This is a genomic window from Klebsiella pneumoniae complex sp. WS1778 (assembly GCF_049472055.1).
GTDB classification, from domain to species: domain Bacteria; phylum Pseudomonadota; class Gammaproteobacteria; order Enterobacterales; family Enterobacteriaceae; genus Klebsiella; species Klebsiella quasipneumoniae.
On sequence record NZ_JBKGTJ010000002.1, the window covers coordinates 67,159 to 91,831 of the forward strand.

Consider the following 24,673-nt stretch of genomic DNA (forward strand, 5'->3'; position numbering starts at 1 on the left):
GCCTGCCGGAGGAAAGATGCTTGCGTGCGCCAGGTGTGCTAATCTACGCGCCATTTTTCGGTGCCGACATTCCCGTTGCTTAAAGGTAGCTCCATGACAGATTCCCTATTCCCCCGCTTAGTGTTAGCCAAAGGACGCGAGAAATCCCTGCTGCGTCGCCATCCGTGGATTTTCTCCGGCGGCGTCGCCCGTATGGAAGGTAAAGCCCGCAGCGGTGAAACCATCGATATCGTTGACCATCAGGGAAAATGGCTGGCCCGCGGCGCTTACTCGCCCTCGTCACAGATCCGTGCCCGCGTGTGGACATTCGACCGCAACGAAGCCATCGATAACGCCTTCTTTGAACGCCGCCTGCAGCAAGCGCAAACCTGGCGTGCCAGGCTGGCCGAGCGCGATGGCCTCGACAGCTACCGTCTGATCGCCGGCGAGTCTGATGGGCTGCCGGGCGTGACGATCGACCGCTTTGGCAACTTTTTCGTGCTGCAGCTCCTCAGCGCAGGCGCCGAATACCAGCGCGCCGCCATCATCAGCGCCCTGCAGACCCTGTTCCCGGACTGCGCCATTTACGACCGCAGCGATGTCGCGGTGCGTAAAAAAGAGGGTCTGGAGCTGGCCCAGGGGCCGGTGGTGGGAGAACTGCCGCCAGCGCTGCTGCCGATTACCGAGCACGGTATGAAGCTGTTGGTTGATATTCAGGGCGGGCACAAAACCGGCTACTACCTCGACCAGCGCGACAGTCGCCTGGCGACCCGTCGCTACGTGGCGGACAAACGGGTGTTGAACTGCTTCTCCTACACCGGCGGCTTTGCGGTGTCGGCGCTGATGGGCGGCTGCCGCAAGGTCACCAGCGTGGATACCTCGCAGGAGGCGCTCGACGTTGCGCGCCAGAACGTGGAGCTCAACGGACTGGATCTGTCCAAAGCGGAGTTTGTGCGCGACGACGTATTCAAACTGCTGCGTAAGTACCGGGATCAGGGAGAGAAATTCGACGTCATCGTGATGGATCCGCCGAAGTTCGTGGAAAACAAAAGCCAGTTGATGGGTGCATGCCGCGGCTATAAAGACATCAATATGCTGGCGATCCAGCTGCTGAACCCCGGCGGCGTGCTGCTGACCTTCTCCTGTTCCGGCCTGATGACCACCGATTTATTTCAGAAAATCATCGCGGATGCCGCAATTGATGCCGGGCGTGATGTACAATTTATAGAACAGTTCCGTCAGGCTGCCGACCACCCGGTGATCGCAACCTACCCGGAAGGGCTGTATCTGAAGGGGTTTGCCTGTCGCGTCATGTAACTTGAAAAACGAAACATGAGCCTCATATAGGGAGTATTCATGTTTCCCAGGAGGTGCCTATGATAGCCAGCAAATTCGGTATCGGCCAACAGGTCCGCCATACGCTCTTGGGCTACCTGGGCGTCATCGTCGATGTCGATCCCGAGTACTCGCTCGCGGAGCCGGAAGAGGATGAAATTGCCGCCAATGACGAACTGCGTGCGGCGCCCTGGTACCATGTAGTGATGGAAGATGATGACGGTCAGCCGATCCACACCTATCTGGCAGAAGCGCAGCTGAGCAGCGAAACCCGCGACGAACACCCGGAACAGCCGTCCCTTGACGAGCTGGCCAAAACGATTCGCCAGCAGCTGCAGGCTCCGCGCCTTCGCAACTAAACAAAACCCCGCCTGGCGGGGTTTTTTGTTATTTTGCTAATCCCAGTCTCGGCAGCTCTATGGCCGGGCAGCGATCCATCACCACGTTTAACCCGGCTTCTCTGGCCAGCACTGCGGCCTGCTCATTGATCACTCCCAGCTGCAGCCACAGCGTTTTCGCGCCGATAGCAATCGCCTCCTGCGCCACGCCCCATGCCGCTTCTGAATTACGGAAGACATCAACCATGTCGACCTTTTCCGGAACATCAGCAAGCGTTCCATATCCCTGCTGCCCCAGCAGCGTCTTGCCCGCCACCTTCGGCGAAACCGGGATAACGTGATACCCCTGATCCAGCAGATACTTCATGACCCGGTAGCTCGGACGGTCAGGTTTGTCGCTGGCTCCGACCAGCGCAATCGTCCGTGTCGAGGTCAGGATGTCAGCAATATCATTCTCTTTCATGGTTTCCTCCTGCTATTTCACCTAAGTGTATGCTAATCCGCAGCAGGGGGCCATCCAGGCTAACCCACAGATCCAGCAAAATTTTCATCCGCGATGCTTGCAGCGACAGCCACATTCAGTAATCTGTCAACAGGTCAAAATGTGGAATGAAAATATGGAACTGACAACACGTACCCTGCCCGCGCAAAAACATATCGCGCTGGTGGCTCACGATCACTGCAAAGATATGCTGATGAAATGGGTTGCTCGCCATCAGGCGCTGCTGGCGCAACATGTTTTGTACGCCACCGGCACTACCGGCAACCTGGTCTCCCGGGCTACCGGGCTGGAGGTCAATGCCATGCTGAGCGGCCCGATGGGCGGCGACCAGCAGGTGGGCGCTCTCATTTCAGAAGGCAAAATCGACGTACTGATCTTCTTCTGGGATCCGCTGAACGCGGTTCCTCACGACCCGGATGTCAAAGCCTTGCTGCGCCTGGCCACGGTCTGGAACATTCCGGTCGCCACTAACGTCTCCACCGCTGACTTTATTATCCAGTCGCCGCACTTCGCTCAACCGCTCGATATTCTGATCCCGGATTATCCACGCTATCTTGCCGAGCGCCTGAAATAATCGAGCCGCGATTACGGCTTCCTGGCCACAGGCACATCCAGCGCCTGCAGGATCTCAACAAACGGCGACGGTTGCGCCTTGTTAAATAACAGCCACACCCGGTGACGGGCGCGGGTTATGGCCACGTACAGCAGTCGACGCTCCTCCGCATCCGGAAAATCTTCCGGCTGCGGCAGGAGCGCCTCCTCGATGATCGACTCGCGCGCCGGGGCCGGAAACGCATCCACGCCCTCCTGCAGTCCCAGCACAATGACATAGTCGGCCTGCTGACCTTTGCTGGCATGAATGGTCATAAAATCAAGCTGCAGGTGCGGCCAGCGCGTCGCCGCTTTATCAAGTGCCTCGGGCTTAAGATGGTGATAGCGGGCAAGCAGCAGGATCCGCTGCTCGGGCTTAACGTAACCGCTCAATTTATCCAGAAGATCGTCCAGCTTATCGTCGGCTAACAGCGTGACGGCCTTTTTATCTCCCGCGGTCAGGCTGTTCAGCGGTTTGCTTAACTGATGCGGATTCTGCTGGATAAAACCATTGGCTATTTCGCCGATACGCCCGTTAAAACGATAGGTGGTATCCAGCGCACAGCAGTCCCCTTCGCCAAAGTAATGGTTGAACGCGGTGGTCAGGGAGAGCTGCGCCCCGCTGAACCGATAAATCGCCTGCCAGTCATCGCCAACGGCAAAGAGCGTAGTTTGGCTATTTTGCCGGCGTAGCGCGGCCAGCAGCGAGGCTCGCTGCGGCGAAATATCCTGAAATTCATCCACCAGAATGTGTTTCCACGGGCTGACAAAGCGGCCTTTATCGAGAATATTGACCGCCTGATGGATCAGGCCGGAAAAATCGACCGCATTCTCCGCCTTCAGCGCCGCTTTCCACTCTTTCAGTAGCGGCGACATCAGCTTCACCCGTTTACTGAACAGATCGCGTACCGTTTCCGGCGCGCCGGCGATCATCTCCGCCTGGGAGCCGCCGCGCATGCGCATCAGGCTGATCCAGCGGTCAAGCCGGCTGGCCATCCGCCGCTGCACTTTTTTATCCTGCCAGAAGTCCCCCTCCGGCAGTTGCCAGCCCATCTCCTCTTCCAGCCACAGACGCCAGCCTTTCGCCTGCGCTTTTTTCTCCTGGCACTGCTTTTGCCAGCTTTTCAGCAGCAATGCGTGGCGGGCCGCAGTATCGCTTTCCAGCTTACTGATGGTGGGCACTTTTTTGCTGCCCTGCTGGATAATATGCAGCGCCAGCGAGTGGAAGGTGCGAGCGGTAATATCGTCTGAAGCCAGACGCTCGCGGATCCGCTCATCCATCTCCTGCGCCGCCTGGCGGCCGAACGCCAGCAGCAGTATTTGCTCTGCCGCCGCTTCTCCCCGCGCCAGCAGCCAGCCCGCTCGCGCCACCAGCACCGAAGTTTTACCACTGCCCGCTCCCGCCAGCACCAGCAGGGAGCGCTCGCCGTTCACCACCGCCCGCGCCTGCGACGGGTTGAGCGGGGAGGATTCCACGCCGTCAAAAAAGCCGCGATACTGCTCCAGCATCGCCTCGGTAAAGGCCTGGTTATGGGCCTGACGCGCCGCTTCAATATCCCCTAACCAGCGCTGACACTCCCGCCACAGTTCCCGGCAGTTATCAAAGGCGTCAAGCCGGCTGGTGGGCATCGGCAGCCCGGTTAACGCATGGCGAATATTATCCTGAACGTTCGCTACCTGCTGACGCGTCAGCCACTTACCTTCTGCCCGGGTGCGTTCGATGGCTGCCAGCTGCTGCTTCAGCACCCCGGCGGCGATATCGCTCATTTCCGTGCTCCACTGCTGCCAGAGCGTATGTAAATGGTGATAAAAGCGCTGCGTTTCGCTCCATTCGGTACCGTGCAAACGCACGACTTTATCGTCCGGCAGCACAAACTCCAGTTCGCCCCAGACCAGACCGCGCTTACAATGCACTGACAATAACTGATTGAAAGGGATAAGATACTCATGACGATCGCCGGAAACCTTTACCCCGGCGTTCAGTAACTGCACCCTGTCATAAGGATGCTGAGCCATGCGTTTGCCCAATGTTGTCGCTTTAAGTTCCATATAATGTCGATTTTCAATCAGGGTGGATTGTTTTTCAGTTTAACCGCCCCGGACCAGGTGCTCCAGCGCAAAAAAACGTTACAATTGTCAGGTCTTCTTATCCACAGGGCAAAACCGAGGGTTTATGCGTACCATTCTGAATATTCTGAACTTTATTCTTGGCGGTTTCGCCACCACTTTAGGCTGGCTGCTCGCCACCCTGGTCAGCATTATGCTGATCGTCACGCTGCCGCTGACTCGTTCCTGCTGGGAAATCACTCGCCTTTCGTTATTCCCCTACGGTAACGAGGCGATTCATGTTGATGAGCTCGAGCCTGGTCGACAAAACAGTCTGCTGAACGCCGGCGGCACCATCCTGAACATTTTGTGGTTTATTTTTTTCGGCTGGTGGTTGTGCCTGATGCATATTTTCAGCGGCATCGCCCAGTGCCTGACTATCATAGGCATCCCGGTGGGGATCGCTAATTTTAAAATCGCCGCCATCGCCCTCTGGCCAGTGGGGCGCCGGGTCGTCTCTGTGGAAACCGCGCGCGCCGCGCGTGAAGCCAATGCGCGTCGTCGCTTTCAGTAACCGAACGGAACACGGACATGATTAGCCCCCTGCTACGCCGCTACACCTGGAACAGCGCCTGGCTTTATAACGTACGCATTTTTATCGCGCTCTGCGGCACGACGCTGTTTCCCTGGTGGATCGGCGAAGTCAAACTGACCATCCCCCTCACCCTCGGCGTCGTGGCCGCGGCGCTGACCGACCTTGACGACCGTCTGGCGGGCCGTCTGCGCAACCTCGCCATTACTCTGGTTTGCTTTTTCATCGCCTCCGCCTCTGTGGAGCTGCTGTTTCCGTGGCCGCCGCTGTTTGCCCTTGGTCTGACCGTGTCTACCATCGGCTTTATTTTGCTCGGCGGCCTCGGCCAGCGCTATGCGACCATTGCCTTCGGCGCCCTGCTTATCGCCATCTACACCATGCTTGGCGTTACGCTGTACGATCACTGGTATCTGCAGCCGTTGTTCCTGCTGGCGGGTGCCGTGTGGTACAACCTGCTGACGCTGTCCGGCCACCTGATCTTTCCGATTCGTCCACTGCAGGACAACCTGGCGCGTAGCTATGAGCAACTGGCCCGCTATCTGGAGCTCAAATCACGGCTGTTTGATCCAGACCTTGAGGATGAGAGCCAGGCGCCGCTGTACGATCTGGCCCTCGCCAACGGCCAGCTGGTGGCGACCCTTAACCAAACCAAGGTTTCACTGTTGACCCGTCTACGAGGCGACCGTGGGCAGCGCGGTACTCGTCGCACGCTGCAGTATTACTTTGTGGCCCAGGATATTCATGAACGCGCCAGCTCATCGCATATCCAATATCAGACCCTGCGCGATCAATTCCGCTACAGCGATGTGATGTTCCGTTTCCAGCGCATGCTGTCGATGCAGGCGCAGGCCTGTCAGAAACTCTCGCGGGCGATTCTGCTGCGCGAACCCTATCAGCATGATGCCCATTTCGAACGGGCGTTTATGCATCTCGATGCAGCACTCGAGCGCGTGCGCGCCGGCGGCGCATCCGACGAGCAGCTCAACGCCCTCGGCTATTTACTCAATAACCTGCGCGCCATTGATGCGCAGCTGGCCACGATTGAATCGGTGCAAACCACCGCTCCCGCCGGGAGTAATACCGAGACGCTGCTGGCCGACGACAGGCTCGGCGGGCTGAACGATATCTGGCTGCGCCTGCAGCGCAATATGTCGCCAGAGTCAGCCCTCTTTCGCCACGCGGTGCGTATGTCGCTGGTGCTTTGCGCCGGCTACGCTTTTATCCAGTTTACCGGGCTTCAGCATGGCTACTGGATCCTGCTGACCAGCTTGTTCGTCTGTCAGCCGAACTATAACGCCACCCGCCATCGCCTGGCGTTGCGGATCATCGGCACCCTGGTCGGGGTGGCGATCGGCCTGCCGGTCCTCCTGCTGGTACCGTCGGTTGAAGGACAGCTGCTGCTGATCGTTCTCACCGGCGTGCTGTTCTTTGCCTTCCGTAACGTGCAGTACGCCCATGCCACGATGTTTATTACGCTGCTGGTGCTGCTGTGCTTTAACCTGCTTGGCGAAGGTTTTGAAGTCGCCCTGCCGCGCATCATTGATACGCTGATCGGCTGCGCCATCGCCTGGGCGGCAGTGAGCTTCATCTGGCCGGACTGGAAATTCCGCAACCTGCCACGGGTGTTGGATCGCGCGATGAACGCGAACTGCCGTTATCTGGATGCCATCCTGGAGCAGTACCACCAGGGCCGCGACAACCGGCTGGCCTACCGTGTCGCACGCCGTGACGCCTACAACCGCGATGCTGAGCTGGCTTCCGTCGTCTCGAACTTGTCGACGGAACCACGGGCGGATGCCGCACAGCGCGAGACCGCCTTTCGCCTGCTGTGTCTCAATCATACCTTCACCAGCTACATCTCCGCCCTCGGCGCGCATCGGGAAAAACTGTCCACGCCGGACATCCTCGCCCTGCTGGATGATGCGGTCTGCTATGTGGATGACGCCTTACATCATACCCCAGCGGATGAACAGCGAGTGCAGAAGGCGTTGGCCAGCCTGCAAGACCGGATCCACCATCTGGAGCCGCGCGCGGACAGTAAAGAGCCCCTTGTGTTACAACAGATTGGCCTGCTGCTGGCGCTGTTGCCTGAAATCTGCCGCCTGCAGCAGCGGGTACACGCTCAAACGGAATAACCGTTGTCCACTAGCGGGCAGCCGCCCATTCCAGAAGCTCCTGACGCCGTGGCGTCGGGAGCGCGGCGGCATGGACGCCAACGATAGCCCCCTCCAGCGCCAGCAAGACGTTGTGTGATAGGGAAGCATTGTTCTCACGCAGCTTTAGCCAGGCCTGGCGGGCGCCCACCTCCCGTAGCGCTAACACATCTGGTATGCCCGAGTGAATCAGCTGCAATTCCATATGAAAGCTGATATTAGGTAAATCTTTCAGGCGTCCCGACGACCGGCGGCGACATTTTTCACGCTGGGCGCTCTGCCACGACATCAGCGATAAGCGGAAAAGCTGTTTCTCATCGCGCCACAAGGCATCGTCAATTTGATAATACTTTAGCGGCACGATGCGCCCATGTCGGCGCAGCATCAATAAAGGATTATGGTGTTCTACCCGATAGGCAGCGCTCTGCTCGCAGGCTTTCAGATAAATATTTCCCTCTGCCACCATCGCAAACACGGTATCTTCGATAGCCAGGCTGTAGCCGCCAAACAGGGGGCGAGAGTGAAGTTGACCCAGCGGTGAGACGCAGGCCTGAAATTGCGGGAGCCGCGGACATACAAGTTTTTTCATGATCATTCCTTTGTGAATCATGTAATTAAACTTAAGTTGTTAACGGATCCGCTAAGAGAAAACATAAGGGACTTCCCTGACAGCAGCAAGATGATTTTTGCCTGCTTTTCCACCAGAGTGCGGTTTTGCGAGACGCTTTCAGAAAATTGCAGCTGTTGCTGCAACTGGAAGACAGGAGAGAAAGGATTAGCTGGCGTTAAGGATGGTGTTGAGGTCAGCCGCAAAGCCGGACAGTCAGGGTGGCTGAAAGCGATTAAATTTCCATCAGCAAAATGACAAATTGCGGTTGATCTTTTCCCCTGGCGGATATACTGTATATGCATACAGTAACTACAGGCGGGATAGACTATGTTTACTTCAGCTCACGCAAACCGTTCAGCACAGGCTTCTGCTCCGGCAGGCCACTACGCTCATCGTTCTGGCGAACAGGCCGCCAATGGGCTGATCAGTGAAATTGTCTATCGTGAAGATCAACCCATGATGACACAGTTGTTGTTGCTACCTTTATTACAGCAGCTGGGTCAACAGTCTCGCTGGCAGCTGTGGCTTACGCCGCAACAAAAGCTAAGCCGCGAGTGGGTTCAGTCTGCCGGTCTGCCGCTGTCTAAAGTCATGCAAATTAGCCAGCTCTCTCCTTGCCATACCGTAGACTCTATGATCCGTGCTCTGCGCACCGGTAATTATAGTGTGGTTATCTGCTGGCTGGCGGAGGAGTTAACCGCTGACGAACATGAGCGTCTGGTCAATGCCGCCCAGGAAGGCTGCGCAATGGGGTTCATCATGCGCCCGGTCCGAAATCAGGGCACGCTCGGCAGACAACTCAGCGGGCTAAAAATTCACTCAAATTTGTATCATTGAGTGAAATTAGGATTATTCCTGGAATTTTTTTTACCGGTGGTAAAGGCGTTGTGTTTTTTAGGGTCTTTTTCGCGGAATGCCTGCCACACGGGGATTTGTGCCTTTTTTTCGTGTACGAAAATCAACCATATTTGTTAAATATTGTGTACACAACCCTTTTTTTTCATATGCCTGACAGAGTTCACACTTGTAAGTTTTGAACTAAGTTGTAGACTTTACATCGCCAGGGGTGATCGGCTTACGCTGCATGTATCAGCATAGTTAACAACAAGTCACGCCCCCGGTGAAGGATTTAACCGTGAGGTCTTTTGTAACTTCATGGCGAATTTTGGATGATAATGAGGCGCAAAAAATGAAAAAGACAGCTATCGCGATTGCAGTGGCACTGGCTGGCTTCGCTACCGTAGCGCAGGCCGCTCCGAAAGATAACACCTGGTATGCAGGTGGTAAACTGGGTTGGTCCCAGTATCACGACACCGGTTTCTACGGTAACGGTTTCCAGAACAACAATGGTCCGACCCGTAACGATCAGCTTGGTGCTGGTGCGTTCGGTGGTTACCAGGTTAACCCGTACCTCGGTTTCGAAATGGGTTATGACTGGCTGGGCCGTATGGCATATAAAGGCAGCGTTGATAACGGTGCTTTCAAAGCTCAGGGCGTTCAGCTGACCGCTAAACTGGGTTACCCGATCACTGACGATCTGGATATCTACACCCGTCTGGGCGGCATGGTTTGGCGCGCTGACTCCAAAGGCAACTACGCTTCCACCGGCGTTTCCCGTAGCGAACACGACACTGGCGTATCCCCAGTATTTGCTGGCGGCGTAGAGTGGGCTGTTACTCGTGACATCGCTACCCGTCTGGAATACCAGTGGGTTAACAACATCGGCGACGCTGGCACTGTTGGTACCCGTCCTGATAACGGCATGCTGAGCCTGGGTGTTTCCTACCGTTTCGGTCAGGAAGATGCTGCACCGGTTGTAGCTCCGGCTCCGGCTCCGGCTCCGGAAGTGGCGACCAAGCACTTCACCCTGAAGTCTGACGTACTGTTCAACTTCAACAAAGCAACCCTGAAACCGGAAGGTCAGCAGGCTCTGGATCAGCTGTACACCCAGCTGAGCAACATGGATCCGAAAGACGGTTCCGCTGTTGTTCTGGGCTACACCGACCGCATCGGTTCCGAAGCTTACAACCAGCAGCTGTCTGAGAAACGTGCTCAGTCCGTTGTTGACTACCTGGTTGCTAAAGGCATCCCGGCTGGCAAAATCTCCGCTCGCGGCATGGGTGAATCCAACCCGGTTACTGGCAACACCTGTGACAACGTGAAAGCTCGCGCTGCCCTGATCGACTGCCTGGCTCCGGATCGTCGTGTAGAGATCGAAGTTAAAGGCTACAAAGAAGTTGTAACTCAGCCTGCGGCTTAAGTTATCACTGATGAAAAAACCCGCTTCGGCGGGTTTTTTTATGCCTTCTCGCTCGCTTTAGCGGCTGAAGGCTGAAGCTGAAGCTGATAGCTGATAGCTGATAGCTGATAGCTAAAGACCGTGAGCGATGGATTGTGCATTGTCGACCGTGCGCTGCGACCTGCGCCTTAGCAACCGCTGATCGGGCATGCCGGTTACTCTTTACCCAGCAGTACCTGCAGATCGTGCTTCAGGCTCGACATTTTACTGGCATATTTCTCTTTATGCTCAGCATCCTCAATCAGCTGAACAATGGTTTCGGACAAGGTTTTCCCCCGCCGCTGCGCCAGACCGGCAAGGCGCTGCCAGACGACAAACTCAAGGTCGATTGACTTCTTACGCGTATGCTGATGCTCGGCGTTAAAATGGCGTTTCCGTCGCGCGCGGATAGTCTGCTTCATGCGGTTCATCAGCGCCGGATTCATATGCTGCTCAATCCAGGCATGCACCAGCACAGGTTCATTCTCGAGCGTCAGCAAGTCATCTACCGCAGCTTGCGCAGCGCTGGCCTCAATGTAGCGGGTAATCAGCTCACCTTCCCGGTGCTTCTTTACCAGATATTTCCATTTCCAGCCGCTTTCAAGATTTTCCAGTTGTTGATATTTCATTGCGATCTCAATGTGACCGTGTAACTCATTTCAGGATATCAGTTTTTTCCTGATGTGCTGAATATAAATCATTATTCGTGATGTGGATGGCCGGGTAATCATCGGGGTACTCATAATCCTCCGTGTGCTCTGACGCGGCATCAGGTATAATTGCGCGCTTTACATCTAACTAAAAAACAGCGACTTTGACCATTACGAAACTGACCCGAACCGACCTTGCGCCTGATCTGGAACCTTACCAGGCGCTGTTTGCTCAAGCTGAACTCTCTCATCCGGCCCCTTCCCTCTCGGGCGATCTGCAGCCGCGTTTGTTCTATGCGCTTGAGCAGCTGCTGTGCACCCCGGCAGTCTCCTCCTTCATGCTGGTGAAAGCCCCTGAGGAGCCGGAATATCTGCAATGGCTGGCGGCTGAAACTCGTACGCTGCACGAACCTGCCGCACCGCTTCACGGAGTCCGCTATGAGGTTAACGGCGCTCACGTGACGCTCGCGCCGGCGCAACGCGCTGAAGATAATTTTGCCAGTACCGCTCCGGTCGTGGCGGCCGATTGGCTGGAGGCGGAACAGCTGTTTGGCTGCGTACGCCAGTTTAACGGTGAAATCACACTTCAGCCTGGCCTGGTCCATCAGGCCAACGGCGGCGTGCTGGTGCTTTCACTACGCACACTACTGGCACAACCGCTACTGTGGGTGCGCCTGAAAAATATGGTGACCCGTCAACGCTTTGACTGGCTCTCCATCGATGAATCACGGCCGCTGCCGGTCAGCATCCCTTCCATGCCGCTGAGCCTGAAAGTCATGCTGGTGGGCGAACGCGAATCTCTGGCCGATTTCCAGGAAATGGAGCCAGAGCTCTCTGCCCAGGCCATCTATAGTGAGTATGAAGACACCCTGCAGTTTGCAGACGCCGATACGCTGAAGGCCTGGTGCCAGTGGGTATGGCAGAATGCACAGCAGCTGGAACTACCGGGCCCGGCGAGCGATGCCTGGCCACTGCTGATCGATGAAGGAACGCGCTACACCGGCGACCAGGAGACCCTGCCGCTCAGCCCGCTATGGATAGCCCGCCAGCTGCGTGAGTCTGCCGCCTTCTGCGAAGGCGAAGAGATTACCGGCGAAGCGATGCAGACGATGCTGGCGCGTCGTGAGTGGCGTGAGGGCTACCTGGCGGAGCGTATGCAGGAGGAAATCCTGCAGGAACAGATCCTGATTGAAACCGAAGGCGAATGCGTCGGGCAGATTAACGCCCTCTCGGTCATTGAATTCCCCGGTCATCCACGCGCCTTCGGCGAACCTTCGCGCATCAGCTGCGTCGTGCACATTGGCGACGGCGAGTTTATCGACGTCGAGCGTAAAGCCGAGCTGGGCGGCAACATTCATGCGAAAGGCATGATGATCATGCAGGCTTTTCTGATGTCCGAGCTGGAGCTGGAGCAACAACTCCCCTTCTCCGCTTCGCTGACCTTTGAGCAGTCCTACAGTGAAGTGGATGGCGACAGCGCCTCCATGGCTGAACTCTGCGCCTTAATCAGCGCTCTGGCCAACGTGCCGATTAATCAAAGCATCGCGATCACCGGCTCTGTCGACCAGTTTGGTCGTGTGCAGCCGGTCGGCGGTCTGAACGAGAAAATTGAAGGCTTCTTCACTATCTGCCAGCAGCGCGGTTTAACCGGCAAACAGGGAGTGATTATCCCTGCCGCCAACGTTCGCCATCTTAGCCTGAGCCACGAGCTACGTCAGGCCGTTGCCGACAACCAGTTTGCTATCTGGGCAATAGACGATATTAGCGAAGCGCTGCCGATGTTGACCCAGCTGATGTGGGACGGTGAAGGACAGACGCTGCGACAAACCATTCAGGAGCGGATAGCGCAGGCGACCCAGCAGGAGACTCGCCATCGTTTTCCGTGGCCGCTACGCTGGTTAGGTGGGACAAGTTCTAACTGATCGGACTTGTTCAGCTTACACGTGTTAGCTATCCTGCGTCCCGAACTTAAAATAAGGCTTACTGAAAACATGGTAGATAAACGCGAATCCTATACAAAAGAAGATCTTCTTGCCTCTGGTCGTGGTGAACTGTTCGGCGCGAAAGGCCCGCAGTTGCCGGCGCCAAACATGCTGATGATGGACCGCGTCATCAAAATGACCGAAACCGGTGGTAACTACGACAAAGGTTATGTTGAGGCCGAACTCGACATCAACCCGGACCTGTGGTTCTTCGGTTGCCACTTTATCGGCGATCCGGTGATGCCGGGCTGCCTGGGCCTGGATGCCATGTGGCAGCTGGTGGGTTTCTATCTCGGCTGGCTCGGTGGCGAAGGCAAAGGCCGCGCGCTGGGCGTTGGCGAAGTGAAATTCACGGGTCAGGTTCTGCCGACCGCGAAAAAAGTGACCTACCGCATCCACTTCAAGCGCATCGTTAACCGTCGTCTGATTATGGGCCTTGCGGATGGTGAAGTGCTGGTTGACGATCGCCTGATCTACACCGCAAGCGATCTGAAAGTGGGTCTGTTCCAGGATACTTCCGCTTTCTGATAACGTTCAGCAGCGGTTAAAAGGCGAAGCCCCCGCTATGCGGAGGCTTCTTTTTTAAAGAGACAGTGTCAGGCCGTTAGTACCCTGTCCTCCATGGCTTCTCGCCAGCCTCCCAGCCACCATGAGCGTTGATTAAGGCTCTGGTATGGACACATTTCTTTCGATCTTCCTGCGATACCCGCCTGATATCCGCGTTGATGTGCCCGTTCCAGGCGATCTCGTTTTTGTCTCTTCATGCCTCGTTTCCCTCATTCTTTGATCTGGTGGAAAAGAAAACAGTGGTCGCAAATTATGCAGCCACGGGTTACGAATACCGCGAAATGAAGGCAACGTCAATGCGCAAAATTCACGCCATTGTCATATTTGTGACCTATATAAGAGTTCATTTTTTGTTCATCTGACACACCAGCCGGTAACGAACTGACCTGACAAAAAAAAGCCGTGCGGCTCAGACGAACCGCACGGCAGATCAGCGTGATGAATTTTACTTATGGCAGACGGTTAAGCTCGCTGGCAATGGCCGCCGCCTCCTGGCTCCACGCCTGCGCCAGGGTCTTGACCATCGCGTCATAACCATCCTGATCCTGCTTAAGCACGATGTTGAACGGGCGCTTGATCAGCTGTCCCTGATGCTTCAGCAGCCACTCACCGCTGACGATAACCCGTCCGTCGTAGCGTCCGTGAAAGCCATTGACCGCGACGTTGAGCGTATCCTGCTCGCTACCCAGCGGCTGGGATGACACCACCCAGCCCGGCAGCTGTTGGCTCAGGTTCGCCACCAGCGTGGTGCGCAGCTGCTGGTCCAGTGGGCTGGCCCACAGATTATTATTGGCGATCACATACTGCACGTCGGTGGTCTGATAGACCACCCCGTTACCCGCCAGGTAATCCGGGATGCTGACCTGCTCAACCCACAGCAGACGCGCCCCCTGGCTGGCGGCGCTCTGTGCGCCGCCCTGCGCCACCGGCAGCTGGTAATATGTTTTGCTTTCGCCGCCGCTACTGCACGCCGTCAGCACGCATACGGCTGCCGCCAGTAACCATTTTTTCATTATTTCGCTCCCTTCGGCTGTGGGTCTTTTTTATCCTTCGCCTCAAATACCAGCGCATTGCTCTTATCATTGAGCGTTTTCAGGACCGGCTGCAATTCACGCAGCACCTGATCCAGACGCTGCATATCGGCCACCATCTTATTGTAGGCCGCGGAGCCCGGCTGGAAGCCCTGCATGCTGCGGTTCAGCTCGCGCAGCGTCGTCTGCATATCCGCAGGCAACTGCTGCATCGACTGGCTGGAGGTGATCTTATTCAGACTATCCAGCGTGGTCTGCACGTGCTGCATGGTCTTCTCGCTCTGCGCCAGGGTGCTGGTCGCCTGCTCCAGCAACGGATTGAGCGGCAGGTTATTAATCTTATCCAGCGCATCCATCAGACGCTGCTGGATCTGCGCCAGACCACCGCTGATGGTCGGGATAATCGGATAGCCGTTAAACTCCTGAATTTTCCCGCGCGGCGGCGCCTTCGGATAGAAGTCGAGATCGATATACAGCGCGCCGGTCACCAGGTTACCGGTTTTCAGCGAGCCGCGCAGTCCGCGGTTGATCAGATCGTCAATGTGGGCACGAATATTCGGATCGCCGCCCAGCTGGTTAATCAGACGTTGCGGTTCCACCCGCACTTCCACCGGAATGCGATAATCGTCGTTCAAACGCTGCTTCAGACCGGGAATGAAGAACGGCACTTTGCCGACGGTTCCCAGACGGATGCCGCGGAACTCTACCGGCGCGCCCGGCTGCAGGCCGCGAACCGAGTCTTTGAAGAACATCACATAGTCAATATGTTCGGTAAAGACCGAATCCTGGATGCTCTTCTGATCGTCAAATAAATGGTATTCCGTTTTATTTGCCACCGGCTCGCCGAGATCCAATCCTTCAGGAATATCGAAGCTCACGCCGCCGCCAAACAGCGTCGACAGCGAACCCATCTCGACGCGCATCCCCGCCGAAGTCAAATCTACAGCGATGCCGCTGTCCTTCCAGAAGCGGACATTGGTGGTCACCAGGCGGTCATTGGGCGCATTGATAAACAACTGATAAGTGATACGACGTTTCTGGGTGTCGAAGGTGCTGGTTTCCACCGACCCCACGCGATAGCCGCGGAACAGCACCGGATCGCCCGGCGACAGCTGCCCCGCCTTGCTGCTTTCCAGCAGAATACGGATCCCCTTGGCATCCGGCGAGGCCAGCGGCGGAGAATCCAGTAGCGGATACTGCGCTGGCACCGAACCTTTCGTCCCAGGCTGCAGTTCAATATAGGCCCCGGACAACAATGTCCCAAGACCACTGATCCCCTCGCGCCCTACCTGCGGTTTCACCACCCAGAAGACGGAATCGTTGTGCAGTAATTTCTGCATCCCTGAGTTGAGGCGGGCTTTGATTTCCACGTGGGTTAAATCGTCGGTCAGCGTCGCGCTCTCCACTACCCCAACGTCCACGCTGCGGCTCTTGATGCGGGTTTTTCCCCCTTCAATCCCTTCCGCGTTGGTGGTGATCAGCGTGACCTCAGGGCCCTGATGGCTGTAATGATAGAACAGGATCCACGCCCCGATCAGCGCAGTGACGATAGGAAAGATCCACACCGGTGACCAGTTCTTCACCTTCTGCACTTTCGCTTCTCCGCTCTTATTTTCCATGTTGTTGTATTTCCTCATGGCTTGAATCTGGCTCACGATCCCAGAGTAAACGGGGATCAAACGTCATGGCTGAAAACATGGTCATCACCACCACCAGGGCAAACATCACCGCGCCGATAGCGGGATAGATATTCATCAACCCTCCCATGCGCACCAGCGCAGAGAGTACGGCGATGACAAAAACATCAATCATTGACCAGCGGCCAACAAATTCCACCACTTCATAGATCAGATGCATGCGTTCCGAATCGCGCTCACCGTTGCCATTGGCGTTCCAGCACAGCCAGGCAATAGCGATCATCTTCAGCGTCGGCACCATAATACTGGCGATAAAGATCACCAGCGCCACCGGATAAGAACCTTCGCTCCACAGTAAAACGACCCCAGCCATAATGGTCGACGGCATTTTATCGCCCAACAGATCGGTGATCATGATCGGCATAATATTGGCAGGAAGATAAAGGATAAATGAGGTCACCAGCAACGCCAGCGTCCACTGCAGGCTGTTTTTACGCCGCGCCGTTCCTTTACTGTGACAGCGCGGGCAGATCGTCAGATCGGCCGGCAACACCGCCGTGCAGCACGCGCAGGAGCGCAGCCCCTGGCGGATACCGGCCACACCGACCTTCAGCGGTTGGGTAATGGCCGGCATGGGGGCGATATCATCCCACAGCCAGCGGCGGTCGACGCACTGAAAAGTACGTAACTGCAGCAGGCAAAACATACACCACGGCACAAAACTCAGACCGATGCCGATATCGCCGTAGGCCATCAGCTTGACGAAGCTCACCAGCACGCCGGCAAGAAAGATCTCCGCCATGCCCCAGGTTTTCAGGTGGAACAGAATACGCGCAAGGAACGCCTTGAGACCGGCGGGCATTCTGACCCGATTGACCAGCAGCAGAATGGTGACCAGGCAAAACGCCGGTACCAGCTGCACAAAGAGTAAAAAGAAAGTGCCGAGGCTGGCGTAATCCTCGGTAAATAACACATTGGGAATTTCCAGTAGCTCTATTTCGCTGCTGATCCCGCCCACTTTCATATAGATGAACGGAAACAGGTTGGCCAACAGCAGCATAAACAGCGCAACCAGCGCATACGCCGTGGGACGCTGGCGAGGCGCGTCCCACGTGGTGGTTAATGTTGTACCGCAGCGCGGACAAGCGGCTTTCTGGCGATGCTCAAGCTGCGGCAAAGCCACCAGCAAATCACATTGGGGACATAAAATATGTCGCGCAGCATGATGATGATCGCACATGACAACTCCTCGGCTCAGGCGCCGTTCTTTAATCCTTCGAGATATTCCCAGCGTTCAAAGGCCGCTTCCAGCGCCTGTTCCGCTTCGGCCAGCTTTGCCAGCACCTGCTGCGTGCGATCGTGCGGTTGTCCAAAGAAGTCGGGATCGGCCACCTGCTCCTGCAGCGTCTGCAGTTCGGCCTCGAGGGCTTCCAGCTTCTGCGGCAGCTGTTCCAGCTCGCGCTGCAGGTTATAGCTTAGTTTGTTCCCGCCGCGTTTGACAGTTTCTGCTTTTGGCTGAGCGACTTCCAACGTTTTTTTCGCTGCCGGCTGCTTCTGCGCCAACGACTGGGCCTGCTGTCCGCGGGCGTCGTGATAGCCGCCGATATACTGGCCGATGCGACCGCCGCCTTCGAAGATCCAGCATTCGGTTACGGTGTTATCCACGAACTGACGATCGTGGCTCACCAGCATCACGGTGCCCTGATAGCCATCGATCAGCTCTTCCAGCAGCTCCAGCGTTTCGACATCCAGGTCGTTTGTCGGTTCATCGAGAATCAACAAGTTGCTGGGTTTCAAAAACAGCCGCGCCAGCAGCAGGCGGTTACGTTCCCCGCCAGAGAGCGCCCGCACCGGAGTCATCGCCCGTTTCGGATGGAACAGGAAGTCCTGCAGATAGCCCAGCACATGGCGCGGCTTACCGTTAACCATCACCTCCTGCTTACCTTCCGCAAGGTTATCCATCACCGTCCGGTCCGGATCCAGCTCTGCGCGGTGCTGGTCGAAGTAGGCAACTTCCAGTTTGGTACCAACGTGGATCCGCCCGCTGTCGGCCTGCAGCTGGCCAAGCATCAGCTTCAGCAGCGTGGTTTTCCCACAGCCGTTGGGGCCAATCAGGGCAATCTTGTCGCCGCGCTGGATCTGCGCGGAGAAATCTTTCACCAGCACTTTGCCATCAACCTGATAGTTGACGTTCTCCATTTCGAAAACGATTTTGCCGGAGCGCGAAGCCTCTTCAACCTGCATCCTGGCGCTGCCCATCACTTCCCGGCGCTCGCCGCGCTCACGACGCATCGCCTTCAGGGCGCGAACGCGGCCTTCGTTACGCGTGCGGCGCGCTTTGATCCCCTGACGGATCCACACCTCTTCCTGAGCGAGCTTGCGGTCGAATTCCGCATTCTGCAGTTCTTCAACCCGCAGGGCTTCTTCTTTATCCAGCAGATACTGATCGTAATCGCCCGGGTAGGTCACCAGCTTGCCGCGATCGAGGTCGACGATGCGCGTCGCCATATTGCGGATAAAGGAGCGGTCGTGCGAAATAAAGATAATGGTGCCTTTAAAGGTTTTCAGGAACCCTTCCAGCCAGTCGATGGTTTCGATATCCAGGTGGTTGGTAGGTTCATCGAGCAGCAGCACGCGCGGCCCGCTGACCAGCGCGCGGCCCAGCGCCGCTTTACGCAGCCAGCCGCCGGACAGGGAGGCCAGTTGGGCATTGGCATCAAGGCCAAGCTGCTCAATCACTTCGTTAATGCGGCTGTCCAGCTGCCACAGCCCCAGGTTATCGAGCTGCTCCTGCAGGCGCGCCAGTTCATTTAAATTTTTGTCGCTCGGATCGGTCATGACCTGATGTGATACGTCATGGTAGGCCTTCAGGTAGGCCGCCTGCTCGGCGATGCCTTCCGCGACAAAATCGTACACCGTACCGGCGACATTACGCGGCGGATCCTGCTGCAGACGCGCCACAATCAGATCCTGTTCATAAATAATGCGCCCGTCATCCAGCCCCTGCTCGCGGTTGAGGATCTTCATCAGGGTCGATTTACCGGCGCCGTTGCGTCCGACGAGGCAGACGCGCTCGTTATCTTCGATATGCAGCTCGGCATTATCCAGCAGCGGCGCATCGCTGAAGGAAAGCCAGGCGCCATGCATACTAATCAGTGACATTCTTTATTCCTTTCAGGCTGCGGTAATCAGCCAGCAGTTGTGGATCTGACGGTTGCGGGCAAAATCCTGCGACAGCGTTTTTTGCGAAATCTCTTGTGCCTTCAGGCCAAGCGCCGCCAGCCCGTCATGATCCATACGGAAACCGCGTTTGTTATTCGAGAACATAATGGTGCCGCCTTTACGCAGCAGACGTTTCAGATCGGTCATCAGGCGAATGTGATCGCGCTGGACGTCGAAAGCATCTTCCATTCGTTTGGAGTTGGAGAAGGTCGGCGGATCGATAAAGATCAGATCGAACTGCTCGGTGCTCTCCCGCAGCCAGCCCAGGACGTCCGCCTGCATCAGGCGATGCGCGCGGCCGGTCAGGCCATTGAGACGCAGGTTGCGTTCCGCCCACTCCAGATAGGTGCGCGACATATCCACCGTGGTGGTGGAGCGAGCGCCGCCGAGGCCGGCGTGGACGCTGGCGCTGCCGGTATAGGAGAACAGGTTGAGGAAATCCTTGCCTTTGCTCATCTGGCCAAGCATACGGCGGGCGATCCGGTGGTCGAGGAACAGACCGGTATCCAGGTAGTCGGTGAGGTTGACCCACAGACGCGCGTTGTACTCCTGCACCTCGATAAAGTCGCCTTTCTCCGCCATCTTCTGATACTGATTTTTCCCCTTTTGCCGCTCGCGGGTCTTCAGCACCAGCTTGTTCGGCGCGATTCCTAACACCGCGATAGTCGCGGCGATAATATCGAACAGGCGCTGGCGCGCTTTATGCGCGTCGACAGTTTTCGGCGGGGCATACTCCTGGACCACCACCCAGTCGGCGTAGCGATCGATGGCCACGTTGTATTCCGGCAGGTCAGCATCGTACAGGCGATAGCATTCAATGCCTTCCTGACGGGCCCATTTTTCAAACTTCTTCAGGTTCTTACGCAGACGGTTAGCAAAATCTTCTGCCAGCATCGCCGGCTTGCCGCCTTCGCTCTCCGCCAGGTGATAATTCTTCTGCACGCAGTCCAGCGGGCCGTTCTTGGCTTTAAACTGTTTGTCGGCGCGCAGCTGCAGGCAGCTTAACAGCTCCGGCGAGGCGCTGAACACCGACAGGTTCCAGCCGCCAAACTGACTTTTCATGATCCGGCCCAGCAAGCTGTGCAGGGCGATCAGCGCCGGCTCGCTTTCCAGACGCTCGCCGTACGGCGGGTTGCTGATCACGGTGCCGTACGGGCCTTTCGGCAGCGGATTATTCAACTGGGCGACGTCTTTGACTTCAAAATCGATCAGCTCGCCGATGCCGGCCCGACGGGCGTTGCGGCGGGCGCGGTCAATGACGCGTGCGTCGACATCGGATCCATAGAAGCGTGACCCATATGCCGCCAGCCCCTGACGGGCGCGGGTTTGCGCTTCCGCTTTCACTTCTTTCCAGATGACGTCGTCGTGCTGTGCCCAGCCGCCAAAGCCCCAGTGGCCGCGGTGCAGGCCCGGCGCGCGGTCGGTCGCCAGCATCGCCGCCTCAATCAGCAGGGTACCGGAGCCGCACATCGGATCGAGCAGCGGGGTGCCCGGCACCCAGCCGGAGCGCATCACGATCGCCGCCGCGAGGTTTTCTTTGATCGGCGCCATACCGGTGCCATCGCGGTAGCCGCGCAGGTGCAGGCCTTCGCCGCTCAGATCCAGCGAGATGTGCGCCGTCTCTTTGTTCAGCCAGACGTTGATCCGCAGATCGGGCGACTCACGATCGACGTTCGGACGCGGCAGATTCTTACGGGTGAAGCTGTCGACAATAGCGTCTTTGACCTTCAGCGCGCCGTACTGGCTGTTGCGGATCTCCTCATTGAGACCGCTAAAATGCACCGCGAAGGTGGCGCCAGGGTTGAACATCTCCGTCCACGGAATGGCCTGTACGCCGAGGTACAGATCCAGATCGCTGTATACGCGACACTCGCCCAGCGGCAGCATGATGCGCGAAGCCAGCCGGCTCCACATCAGGCTCTGATACAGCAGGCGCGTATCCCCCTGAAAATGGACCCCGCCCTGGACTACCTGGCAGTCCGTCGCGCCAAGCCCTTCCAGTTCAGTTTTTAACAGCTCTTCCAGCCCACGAGCCGTACTGGCAAACAGAGAATTCATATCGTCACTTTTACTTAAAGAAAATTGGTGCGCATTATAGCCAATATGTGCCCTATGTCATAAAGTTATAGGCTTATTTTTGGAACCCGGAGGCAGCGTATGGTAACGCTCTCGCGTCTTTTTATTCATCCCGTTAAATCCATGCGCGGCATGGGCCTGACCCACGCCTTTGCCGATATCAGCGGCCTGGCCTTCGATCGCCTGTTTATGGTCACCGAAACCGACGGCACCTTTATTACCGCCCGTCAGTTTCCGCAAATGGTGAAATTTATTCCGGCGCCGCTGCATGATGGCCTTCACCTGACCGCACCGGACGGCAGCAGCGCCGTGGTGCGTTTTAACGATTTCGCCCCTCAGGCCGAACCGACAGAAGTCTGGGGCAACCATTTTACCGCCCTTATCGCGCCCGCAGCGGTTAATCAGTGGCTCAGCGGCTTTTTCAATCGCGACGTCCAGCTGCGCTGGCTGGGGCCACAGTTAACCCGCCGGGTGAAGCGCCACGATGCGGTACCGCTCTCCTTCGCCGACGGCTACCCTTACCTGCTGGCGAACGAAGCCTCCCTGCGCGATCTGCAGCAGCGCTGCCCGGCCAGCGTAAGCATAGAACAGTTTCGCCCTAATCTCGTGGTCACCGGCGCGGCGGCCTGGGATGAAGATAGCTGGAAAGTGATCCGCGTCGGCGAGGTGGTATTTGACGTCGCCAAACCGTGCAGCCGCTGCATTTTTACCACCGTCAGTCCGGAGCGCGGGCAGAAGCATCCCAGCGGAGAGCCGCTTGAAACCTTAAAGCGCTTCCGCACCGCGCAGGATAATGGCGATGTTGACTTTGGTCAGAACCTGATTGCCCGTAACAGCGGCGTGATCCGGGTGGGGGATGAAGTGGAAATCCTCGCCCGCGGCCCGGCGAAAGCCTACGGCGCCGGCGAAAGCGACGATACCCCGGCTCCCGAGGCGCAGCTGCAGGCCACGGTTGCCATTGAATGGCAGGGTCAACAATTTACCGGCAATAACCAGCAGGTGCTGCTGGAACAACTGGAGCAACAGGGCATTCGCGTACCCTACTCGTGTCGGGCGGGGATCTGCGGCAGCTGCCGCATCCGTCTTGAAGAGGGGGAAGTGAGTCCGTTAAAGAAAAACGCGGTCGCCGGAGATGGCACCATTCTCGCCTGCAGCTGCGTGCCGAAAACGGCCCTGCGCCTGGCGCCTTAAACCGCCTGCCCCAGGCTGTAGCTGACCGCGCTCTGCGCCGGCTGCAGCCTGTCGTTCATGATTTTAATGACATCGCCCAGCTGCATAACCCGGCCGGCAAGCGTAAGACCCGGCTGAGCCAACAGACAGAGCGCGGCGTTATCGCCCGGCTCCACCACCAGTAAATTCACCTGCTCGCCGGTATCACTCAGCCAGACGCAGGCCGCGTCGCCGCCGCTCGGCTGCCAGTGATGGGTATGGGCGATAAAGTGCCAGCTTTTCGGCATCTGCGGTTTGAGAAAACGGATGGCGGTGAGCGCGTTAAGGACTAATTCCGCCCGCTGCTCTTTCGATAGCTCGAGATCGCGACATTTTTCTTCAAAAGAGAAATAGAGCGCGGCGTCATCAACGCAGAATCCCGATGGGGCAAAGGCGTCCGGCGTCAGCATGCGCCGGGCGAAGCGCGAGCGAAATAACATGCCATTGGCCAGATCGAGCATCATGCGGTCGTGCTCTTCATCGTAATACCAACGCCAGTTATCGTCAGGTTTAATCCGCATTTTTCCCCCTGTCCCCTTTCATACGCCTCTGCAAAGCTGTTGCGACTTACCGCAGAATATTTTCTAAAATTAAGAAAAGTCTAAAATGTTTAAATAAGCAACAGTGAGGGAATATAAAACAACCAGGGCCGGAAATAAAGCCCTGGGGGGATTCAAAGGGGTAAAAGATTAGATGTGGGTAACAATTTCTTTAATCAGCGGCGGACCTTTAAAAATAAATCCGGAATAAATCTGCACCAGCGATGCCCCAGCGGCCATCTTTTCCCGCGCGGCAATCACGGAATCAATACCGCCCACGCCAATGATAGGCAAACGGCCATTCAACTCTGCGGAGAGCATGCGAATAATTTCGGTACTCTTTAATTGTAATGGACGACCGCTAAGCCCGCCGGTCTCATCGCAATGTTTCATTCCCTGGACCAGAGAACGATCGAGAGTAGTATTGGTGGCAATCACCCCATCAATATTATGACGCACGAGGCTATCGGCAACCTGGATCAATTCCTCAGGCAAAAGATCCGGCGCGATCTTCACGGCGACCGGCACATATTTTTGATGCTTCTGCTGCAGCTCAAGCTGTTTATTTTTAATACCGGAGAGTAAATCGTCGAGCGCTTCGCCGTATTGCAGCGTGCGCAGCCCCGGGGTGTTCGGCGAGGAGATATTAATGGCGATATAGCCAGCGTAGGGATAGACTTTTTCCATACAAATCAGGTAATCATCTTTCCCGTGCTCAACCGGCGTATCTTTATTTTTACCGATATTGATGCCCAGCACGCCGTCAAAATGCGCCTTTTTCACGTTCTCGACCAGGTTATCGACGCCATGGTTATTAAAGCCCATGCGGTTGATCAACCCCTCAGCATCCACCAGACGGAAGATCCTTGGCTTATCGTTGCCCGGTTGCGGACGCGGCGTCACGGTGCCGATCTCAATGGAGCCAAAACCCATCGCGCCCAGCGCGTCAATGCATTCCCCGTTTTTATCCAGCCCGGCCGCCAGACCCAGCGGGTTTTTAAAGGTCAACCCCATGCAGGTGACAGGCCTGGCCGGCACCTTCTGGCGAACCAGGATTTCCAGCGGCGTCCCGGTGACACGGCGTAATTGTTGAAAAGTAACTTCATGAGCGCGCTCAGGATCGAGCTGAAAAAGGGCTTTACGAACGAAGGGGTAGTACATGAACTCTCCTGGATTCCCGGTGTGCAAACCGGGGGCGTATTATGTGCGATCTGTTGCGGAAAGGGAATTGACCTGCGACAAAAAATCCCCCATCAGCGCAAACGATTACCTCCCCGCGCGCCGTTATGCGCTTTTCGGCTATCTAACGGTGGATAAATCATTTAGGGAAATAATG

The 24,673-nt window shown here is 56.7% G+C and carries 23 protein-coding genes; 10 read left to right on the top strand and 13 right to left on the bottom strand.

The features are described 5' to 3' along the window. The first annotated feature begins 93 nt into the window (after window positions 1-93). Window positions 94-1,296 carry a 23S rRNA (cytosine(1962)-C(5))-methyltransferase RlmI gene (gene rlmI / locus ACLEXF_RS10355; RefSeq protein ID WP_114505843.1) on the top strand — a complete coding sequence of 401 codons (1,203 nt, stop codon included), beginning with the start codon at window positions 94-96 and terminating at the stop codon, window positions 1,294-1,296. 59 nt (window positions 1,297-1,355) lie between these two features. Next, on the top strand, window positions 1,356-1,673 hold the full coding sequence (gene hspQ, locus ACLEXF_RS10360; RefSeq protein WP_002898441.1) for a heat shock protein HspQ: 318 nt from the start codon (window positions 1,356-1,358) through the stop codon (window positions 1,671-1,673). 28 nt (window positions 1,674-1,701) lie between these two features. On the opposite strand, the gene ACLEXF_RS10365 is transcribed toward hspQ, so the two are convergent. Further along, complete coding sequence (locus tag ACLEXF_RS10365) at window positions 1,702-2,115, bottom strand: CoA-binding protein (RefSeq protein WP_004201441.1); 414 nt, start codon at window positions 2,113-2,115, stop codon at window positions 1,702-1,704. A 154-nt stretch (window positions 2,116-2,269) separates the two neighbouring features. On the opposite strand from ACLEXF_RS10365, the gene mgsA reads away from it, so the two are divergent. After that, a complete protein-coding gene (mgsA, locus tag ACLEXF_RS10370) occupies window positions 2,270-2,728 on the top strand; it encodes a methylglyoxal synthase (protein WP_004201439.1) in 459 nt (152 codons plus the stop codon). Window positions 2,729-2,739: 11 nt separating this feature from the next. On the opposite strand, the gene helD is transcribed toward mgsA, so the two are convergent. Next, window positions 2,740-4,794 carry a DNA helicase IV gene (gene helD / locus ACLEXF_RS10375; protein ID WP_407259865.1) on the bottom strand — a complete coding sequence of 685 codons (2,055 nt, stop codon included), beginning with the start codon at window positions 4,792-4,794 and terminating at the stop codon, window positions 2,740-2,742. Between the two features lie 124 nt (window positions 4,795-4,918). Here helD and ACLEXF_RS10380 point away from each other — a divergent pair, with 124 nt between their 5' ends. Further along, window positions 4,919-5,365 carry a YccF domain-containing protein gene (locus tag ACLEXF_RS10380; protein WP_004201437.1) on the top strand — a complete coding sequence of 149 codons (447 nt, stop codon included), beginning with the start codon at window positions 4,919-4,921 and terminating at the stop codon, window positions 5,363-5,365. A gap of 17 nt (window positions 5,366-5,382) precedes the next feature. Further along, a complete protein-coding gene (gene yccS, locus ACLEXF_RS10385; protein ID WP_004201435.1) occupies window positions 5,383-7,518 on the top strand; it encodes a YccS family putative transporter in 2,136 nt (711 codons plus the stop codon). A gap of 10 nt (window positions 7,519-7,528) precedes the next feature. Here yccS and ACLEXF_RS10390 read toward each other — a convergent pair whose 3' ends face one another. Both ACLEXF_RS10390 and ACLEXF_RS10395 read right to left on the bottom strand, forming a co-directional pair. Beyond that, window positions 7,529-8,125: a TfoX/Sxy family DNA transformation protein gene (locus tag ACLEXF_RS10390; protein ID WP_004201433.1), complete on the bottom strand. Its 597-nt coding sequence runs from the start codon at window positions 8,123-8,125 to the stop codon at window positions 7,529-7,531. Window positions 8,126-8,142: 17 nt separating this feature from the next. Beyond that, a complete protein-coding gene (locus tag ACLEXF_RS10395; protein ID WP_153351982.1) occupies window positions 8,143-8,448 on the bottom strand; it encodes a hypothetical protein in 306 nt (101 codons plus the stop codon). 25 nt (window positions 8,449-8,473) lie between these two features. On the opposite strand from ACLEXF_RS10395, the gene sulA reads away from it, so the two are divergent. Next, entirely contained in the window at window positions 8,474-8,983 is a 510-nt protein-coding gene (gene sulA, locus ACLEXF_RS10400; protein ID WP_017899460.1) for an SOS-induced cell division inhibitor SulA, read from the top strand. Between the two features lie 352 nt (window positions 8,984-9,335). Then, window positions 9,336-10,406 (top strand): porin OmpA, encoded by a 1,071-nt coding sequence (gene ompA, locus ACLEXF_RS10405; protein WP_002898408.1) that lies wholly within the window; start codon window positions 9,336-9,338, stop codon window positions 10,404-10,406. 194 nt (window positions 10,407-10,600) lie between these two features. On the opposite strand, the gene matP is transcribed toward ompA, so the two are convergent. Continuing rightward, entirely contained in the window at window positions 10,601-11,053 is a 453-nt protein-coding gene (matP, locus tag ACLEXF_RS10410) for a macrodomain Ter protein MatP (RefSeq protein WP_002898404.1), read from the bottom strand. A 185-nt stretch (window positions 11,054-11,238) separates the two neighbouring features. Between matP and ACLEXF_RS10415 the strand changes: the two genes are divergently transcribed. Both ACLEXF_RS10415 and fabA read left to right on the top strand, forming a co-directional pair. Further along, complete coding sequence (locus ACLEXF_RS10415; RefSeq protein WP_017899459.1) at window positions 11,239-12,996, top strand: AAA family ATPase; 1,758 nt, start codon at window positions 11,239-11,241, stop codon at window positions 12,994-12,996. Between the two features lie 69 nt (window positions 12,997-13,065). Continuing rightward, window positions 13,066-13,584, top strand: coding sequence for a bifunctional 3-hydroxydecanoyl-ACP dehydratase/trans-2-decenoyl-ACP isomerase (gene fabA, locus ACLEXF_RS10420; protein WP_004201428.1), 519 nt, complete (start codon window positions 13,066-13,068; stop codon window positions 13,582-13,584). Between the two features lie 68 nt (window positions 13,585-13,652). On the opposite strand, the gene rmf is transcribed toward fabA, so the two are convergent. The 6 genes from rmf to rlmKL form a co-directional block, all read right to left on the bottom strand. After that, on the bottom strand, window positions 13,653-13,820 hold the full coding sequence (gene rmf, locus ACLEXF_RS10425; protein WP_002898396.1) for a ribosome modulation factor: 168 nt from the start codon (window positions 13,818-13,820) through the stop codon (window positions 13,653-13,655). 252 nt (window positions 13,821-14,072) lie between these two features. Further along, the gene (gene pqiC / locus ACLEXF_RS10430) at window positions 14,073-14,636 is read right to left on the bottom strand and encodes a membrane integrity-associated transporter subunit PqiC (RefSeq protein WP_004201425.1); all 564 of its coding nucleotides are present in this window, start codon (window positions 14,634-14,636) and stop codon (window positions 14,073-14,075) included. Then, window positions 14,636-16,273 (bottom strand): intermembrane transport protein PqiB, encoded by a 1,638-nt coding sequence (gene pqiB / locus ACLEXF_RS10435; protein ID WP_004201423.1) that lies wholly within the window; start codon window positions 16,271-16,273, stop codon window positions 14,636-14,638. The genes pqiC and pqiB overlap by 1 nt, the downstream gene beginning before the upstream one ends. Continuing rightward, window positions 16,263-17,531 (bottom strand): membrane integrity-associated transporter subunit PqiA, encoded by a 1,269-nt coding sequence (gene pqiA, locus ACLEXF_RS10440; protein WP_004201422.1) that lies wholly within the window; start codon window positions 17,529-17,531, stop codon window positions 16,263-16,265. Before pqiA ends, pqiB begins: the two co-directional genes overlap by 11 nt. Window positions 17,532-17,545: 14 nt before the next feature. Further along, complete coding sequence (locus ACLEXF_RS10445) at window positions 17,546-19,453, bottom strand: ABC transporter ATP-binding protein (RefSeq protein ID WP_004201421.1); 1,908 nt, start codon at window positions 19,451-19,453, stop codon at window positions 17,546-17,548. A gap of 12 nt (window positions 19,454-19,465) precedes the next feature. Next, entirely contained in the window at window positions 19,466-21,571 is a 2,106-nt protein-coding gene (gene rlmKL / locus ACLEXF_RS10450) for a bifunctional 23S rRNA (guanine(2069)-N(7))-methyltransferase RlmK/23S rRNA (guanine(2445)-N(2))-methyltransferase RlmL (protein WP_004201420.1), read from the bottom strand. A 99-nt stretch (window positions 21,572-21,670) separates the two neighbouring features. On the opposite strand from rlmKL, the gene ACLEXF_RS10455 reads away from it, so the two are divergent. Next, window positions 21,671-22,780 (top strand): YcbX family protein, encoded by a 1,110-nt coding sequence (locus tag ACLEXF_RS10455; protein WP_114464918.1) that lies wholly within the window; start codon window positions 21,671-21,673, stop codon window positions 22,778-22,780. Here the strand turns inward: ACLEXF_RS10455 and zapC are convergent. Beyond that, on the bottom strand, window positions 22,777-23,319 hold the full coding sequence (zapC, locus tag ACLEXF_RS10460; RefSeq protein ID WP_002898308.1) for a cell division protein ZapC: 543 nt from the start codon (window positions 23,317-23,319) through the stop codon (window positions 22,777-22,779). The genes ACLEXF_RS10455 and zapC overlap by 4 nt on opposite strands. A gap of 168 nt (window positions 23,320-23,487) precedes the next feature. Then, window positions 23,488-24,498 (bottom strand): quinone-dependent dihydroorotate dehydrogenase, encoded by a 1,011-nt coding sequence (gene pyrD / locus ACLEXF_RS10465; RefSeq protein ID WP_004201417.1) that lies wholly within the window; start codon window positions 24,496-24,498, stop codon window positions 23,488-23,490. Between the last annotated feature and the right edge of the window lie 175 nt (window positions 24,499-24,673).

Coding starts and splice junctions, on each gene's coding strand:
- rlmI (WP_114505843.1), top strand. CDS start 94: ATGACAGATTCCCTATTCCCCCGCTTAGTGTTAGCCAAAGGACGCGAG.
- hspQ (WP_002898441.1), top strand. CDS start 1,356: ATGATAGCCAGCAAATTCGGTATCGGCCAACAGGTCCGCCATACGCTC.
- ACLEXF_RS10365 (WP_004201441.1), bottom strand. CDS start 2,115: ATGAAAGAGAATGATATTGCTGACATCCTGACCTCGACACGGACGATT.
- mgsA (WP_004201439.1), top strand. CDS start 2,270: ATGGAACTGACAACACGTACCCTGCCCGCGCAAAAACATATCGCGCTG.
- helD (WP_407259865.1), bottom strand. CDS start 4,794: ATGGAACTTAAAGCGACAACATTGGGCAAACGCATGGCTCAGCATCCT.
- ACLEXF_RS10380 (WP_004201437.1), top strand. CDS start 4,919: ATGCGTACCATTCTGAATATTCTGAACTTTATTCTTGGCGGTTTCGCC.
- yccS (WP_004201435.1), top strand. CDS start 5,383: ATGATTAGCCCCCTGCTACGCCGCTACACCTGGAACAGCGCCTGGCTT.
- ACLEXF_RS10390 (WP_004201433.1), bottom strand. CDS start 8,125: ATGAAAAAACTTGTATGTCCGCGGCTCCCGCAATTTCAGGCCTGCGTC.
- ACLEXF_RS10395 (WP_153351982.1), bottom strand. CDS start 8,448: ATGCATATACAGTATATCCGCCAGGGGAAAAGATCAACCGCAATTTGT.
- sulA (WP_017899460.1), top strand. CDS start 8,474: ATGTTTACTTCAGCTCACGCAAACCGTTCAGCACAGGCTTCTGCTCCG.
- ompA (WP_002898408.1), top strand. CDS start 9,336: ATGAAAAAGACAGCTATCGCGATTGCAGTGGCACTGGCTGGCTTCGCT.
- matP (WP_002898404.1), bottom strand. CDS start 11,053: ATGAAATATCAACAACTGGAAAATCTTGAAAGCGGCTGGAAATGGAAA.
- fabA (WP_004201428.1), top strand. CDS start 13,066: ATGGTAGATAAACGCGAATCCTATACAAAAGAAGATCTTCTTGCCTCT.
- rmf (WP_002898396.1), bottom strand. CDS start 13,820: ATGAAGAGACAAAAACGAGATCGCCTGGAACGGGCACATCAACGCGGA.
- pqiC (WP_004201425.1), bottom strand. CDS start 14,636: ATGAAAAAATGGTTACTGGCGGCAGCCGTATGCGTGCTGACGGCGTGC.
- pqiB (WP_004201423.1), bottom strand. CDS start 16,273: ATGGAAAATAAGAGCGGAGAAGCGAAAGTGCAGAAGGTGAAGAACTGG.
- pqiA (WP_004201422.1), bottom strand. CDS start 17,531: ATGTGCGATCATCATCATGCTGCGCGACATATTTTATGTCCCCAATGT.
- ACLEXF_RS10445 (WP_004201421.1), bottom strand. CDS start 19,453: ATGTCACTGATTAGTATGCATGGCGCCTGGCTTTCCTTCAGCGATGCG.
- rlmKL (WP_004201420.1), bottom strand. CDS start 21,571: ATGAATTCTCTGTTTGCCAGTACGGCTCGTGGGCTGGAAGAGCTGTTA.
- ACLEXF_RS10455 (WP_114464918.1), top strand. CDS start 21,671: ATGGTAACGCTCTCGCGTCTTTTTATTCATCCCGTTAAATCCATGCGC.
- zapC (WP_002898308.1), bottom strand. CDS start 23,319: ATGCGGATTAAACCTGACGATAACTGGCGTTGGTATTACGATGAAGAG.
- pyrD (WP_004201417.1), bottom strand. CDS start 24,498: ATGTACTACCCCTTCGTTCGTAAAGCCCTTTTTCAGCTCGATCCTGAG.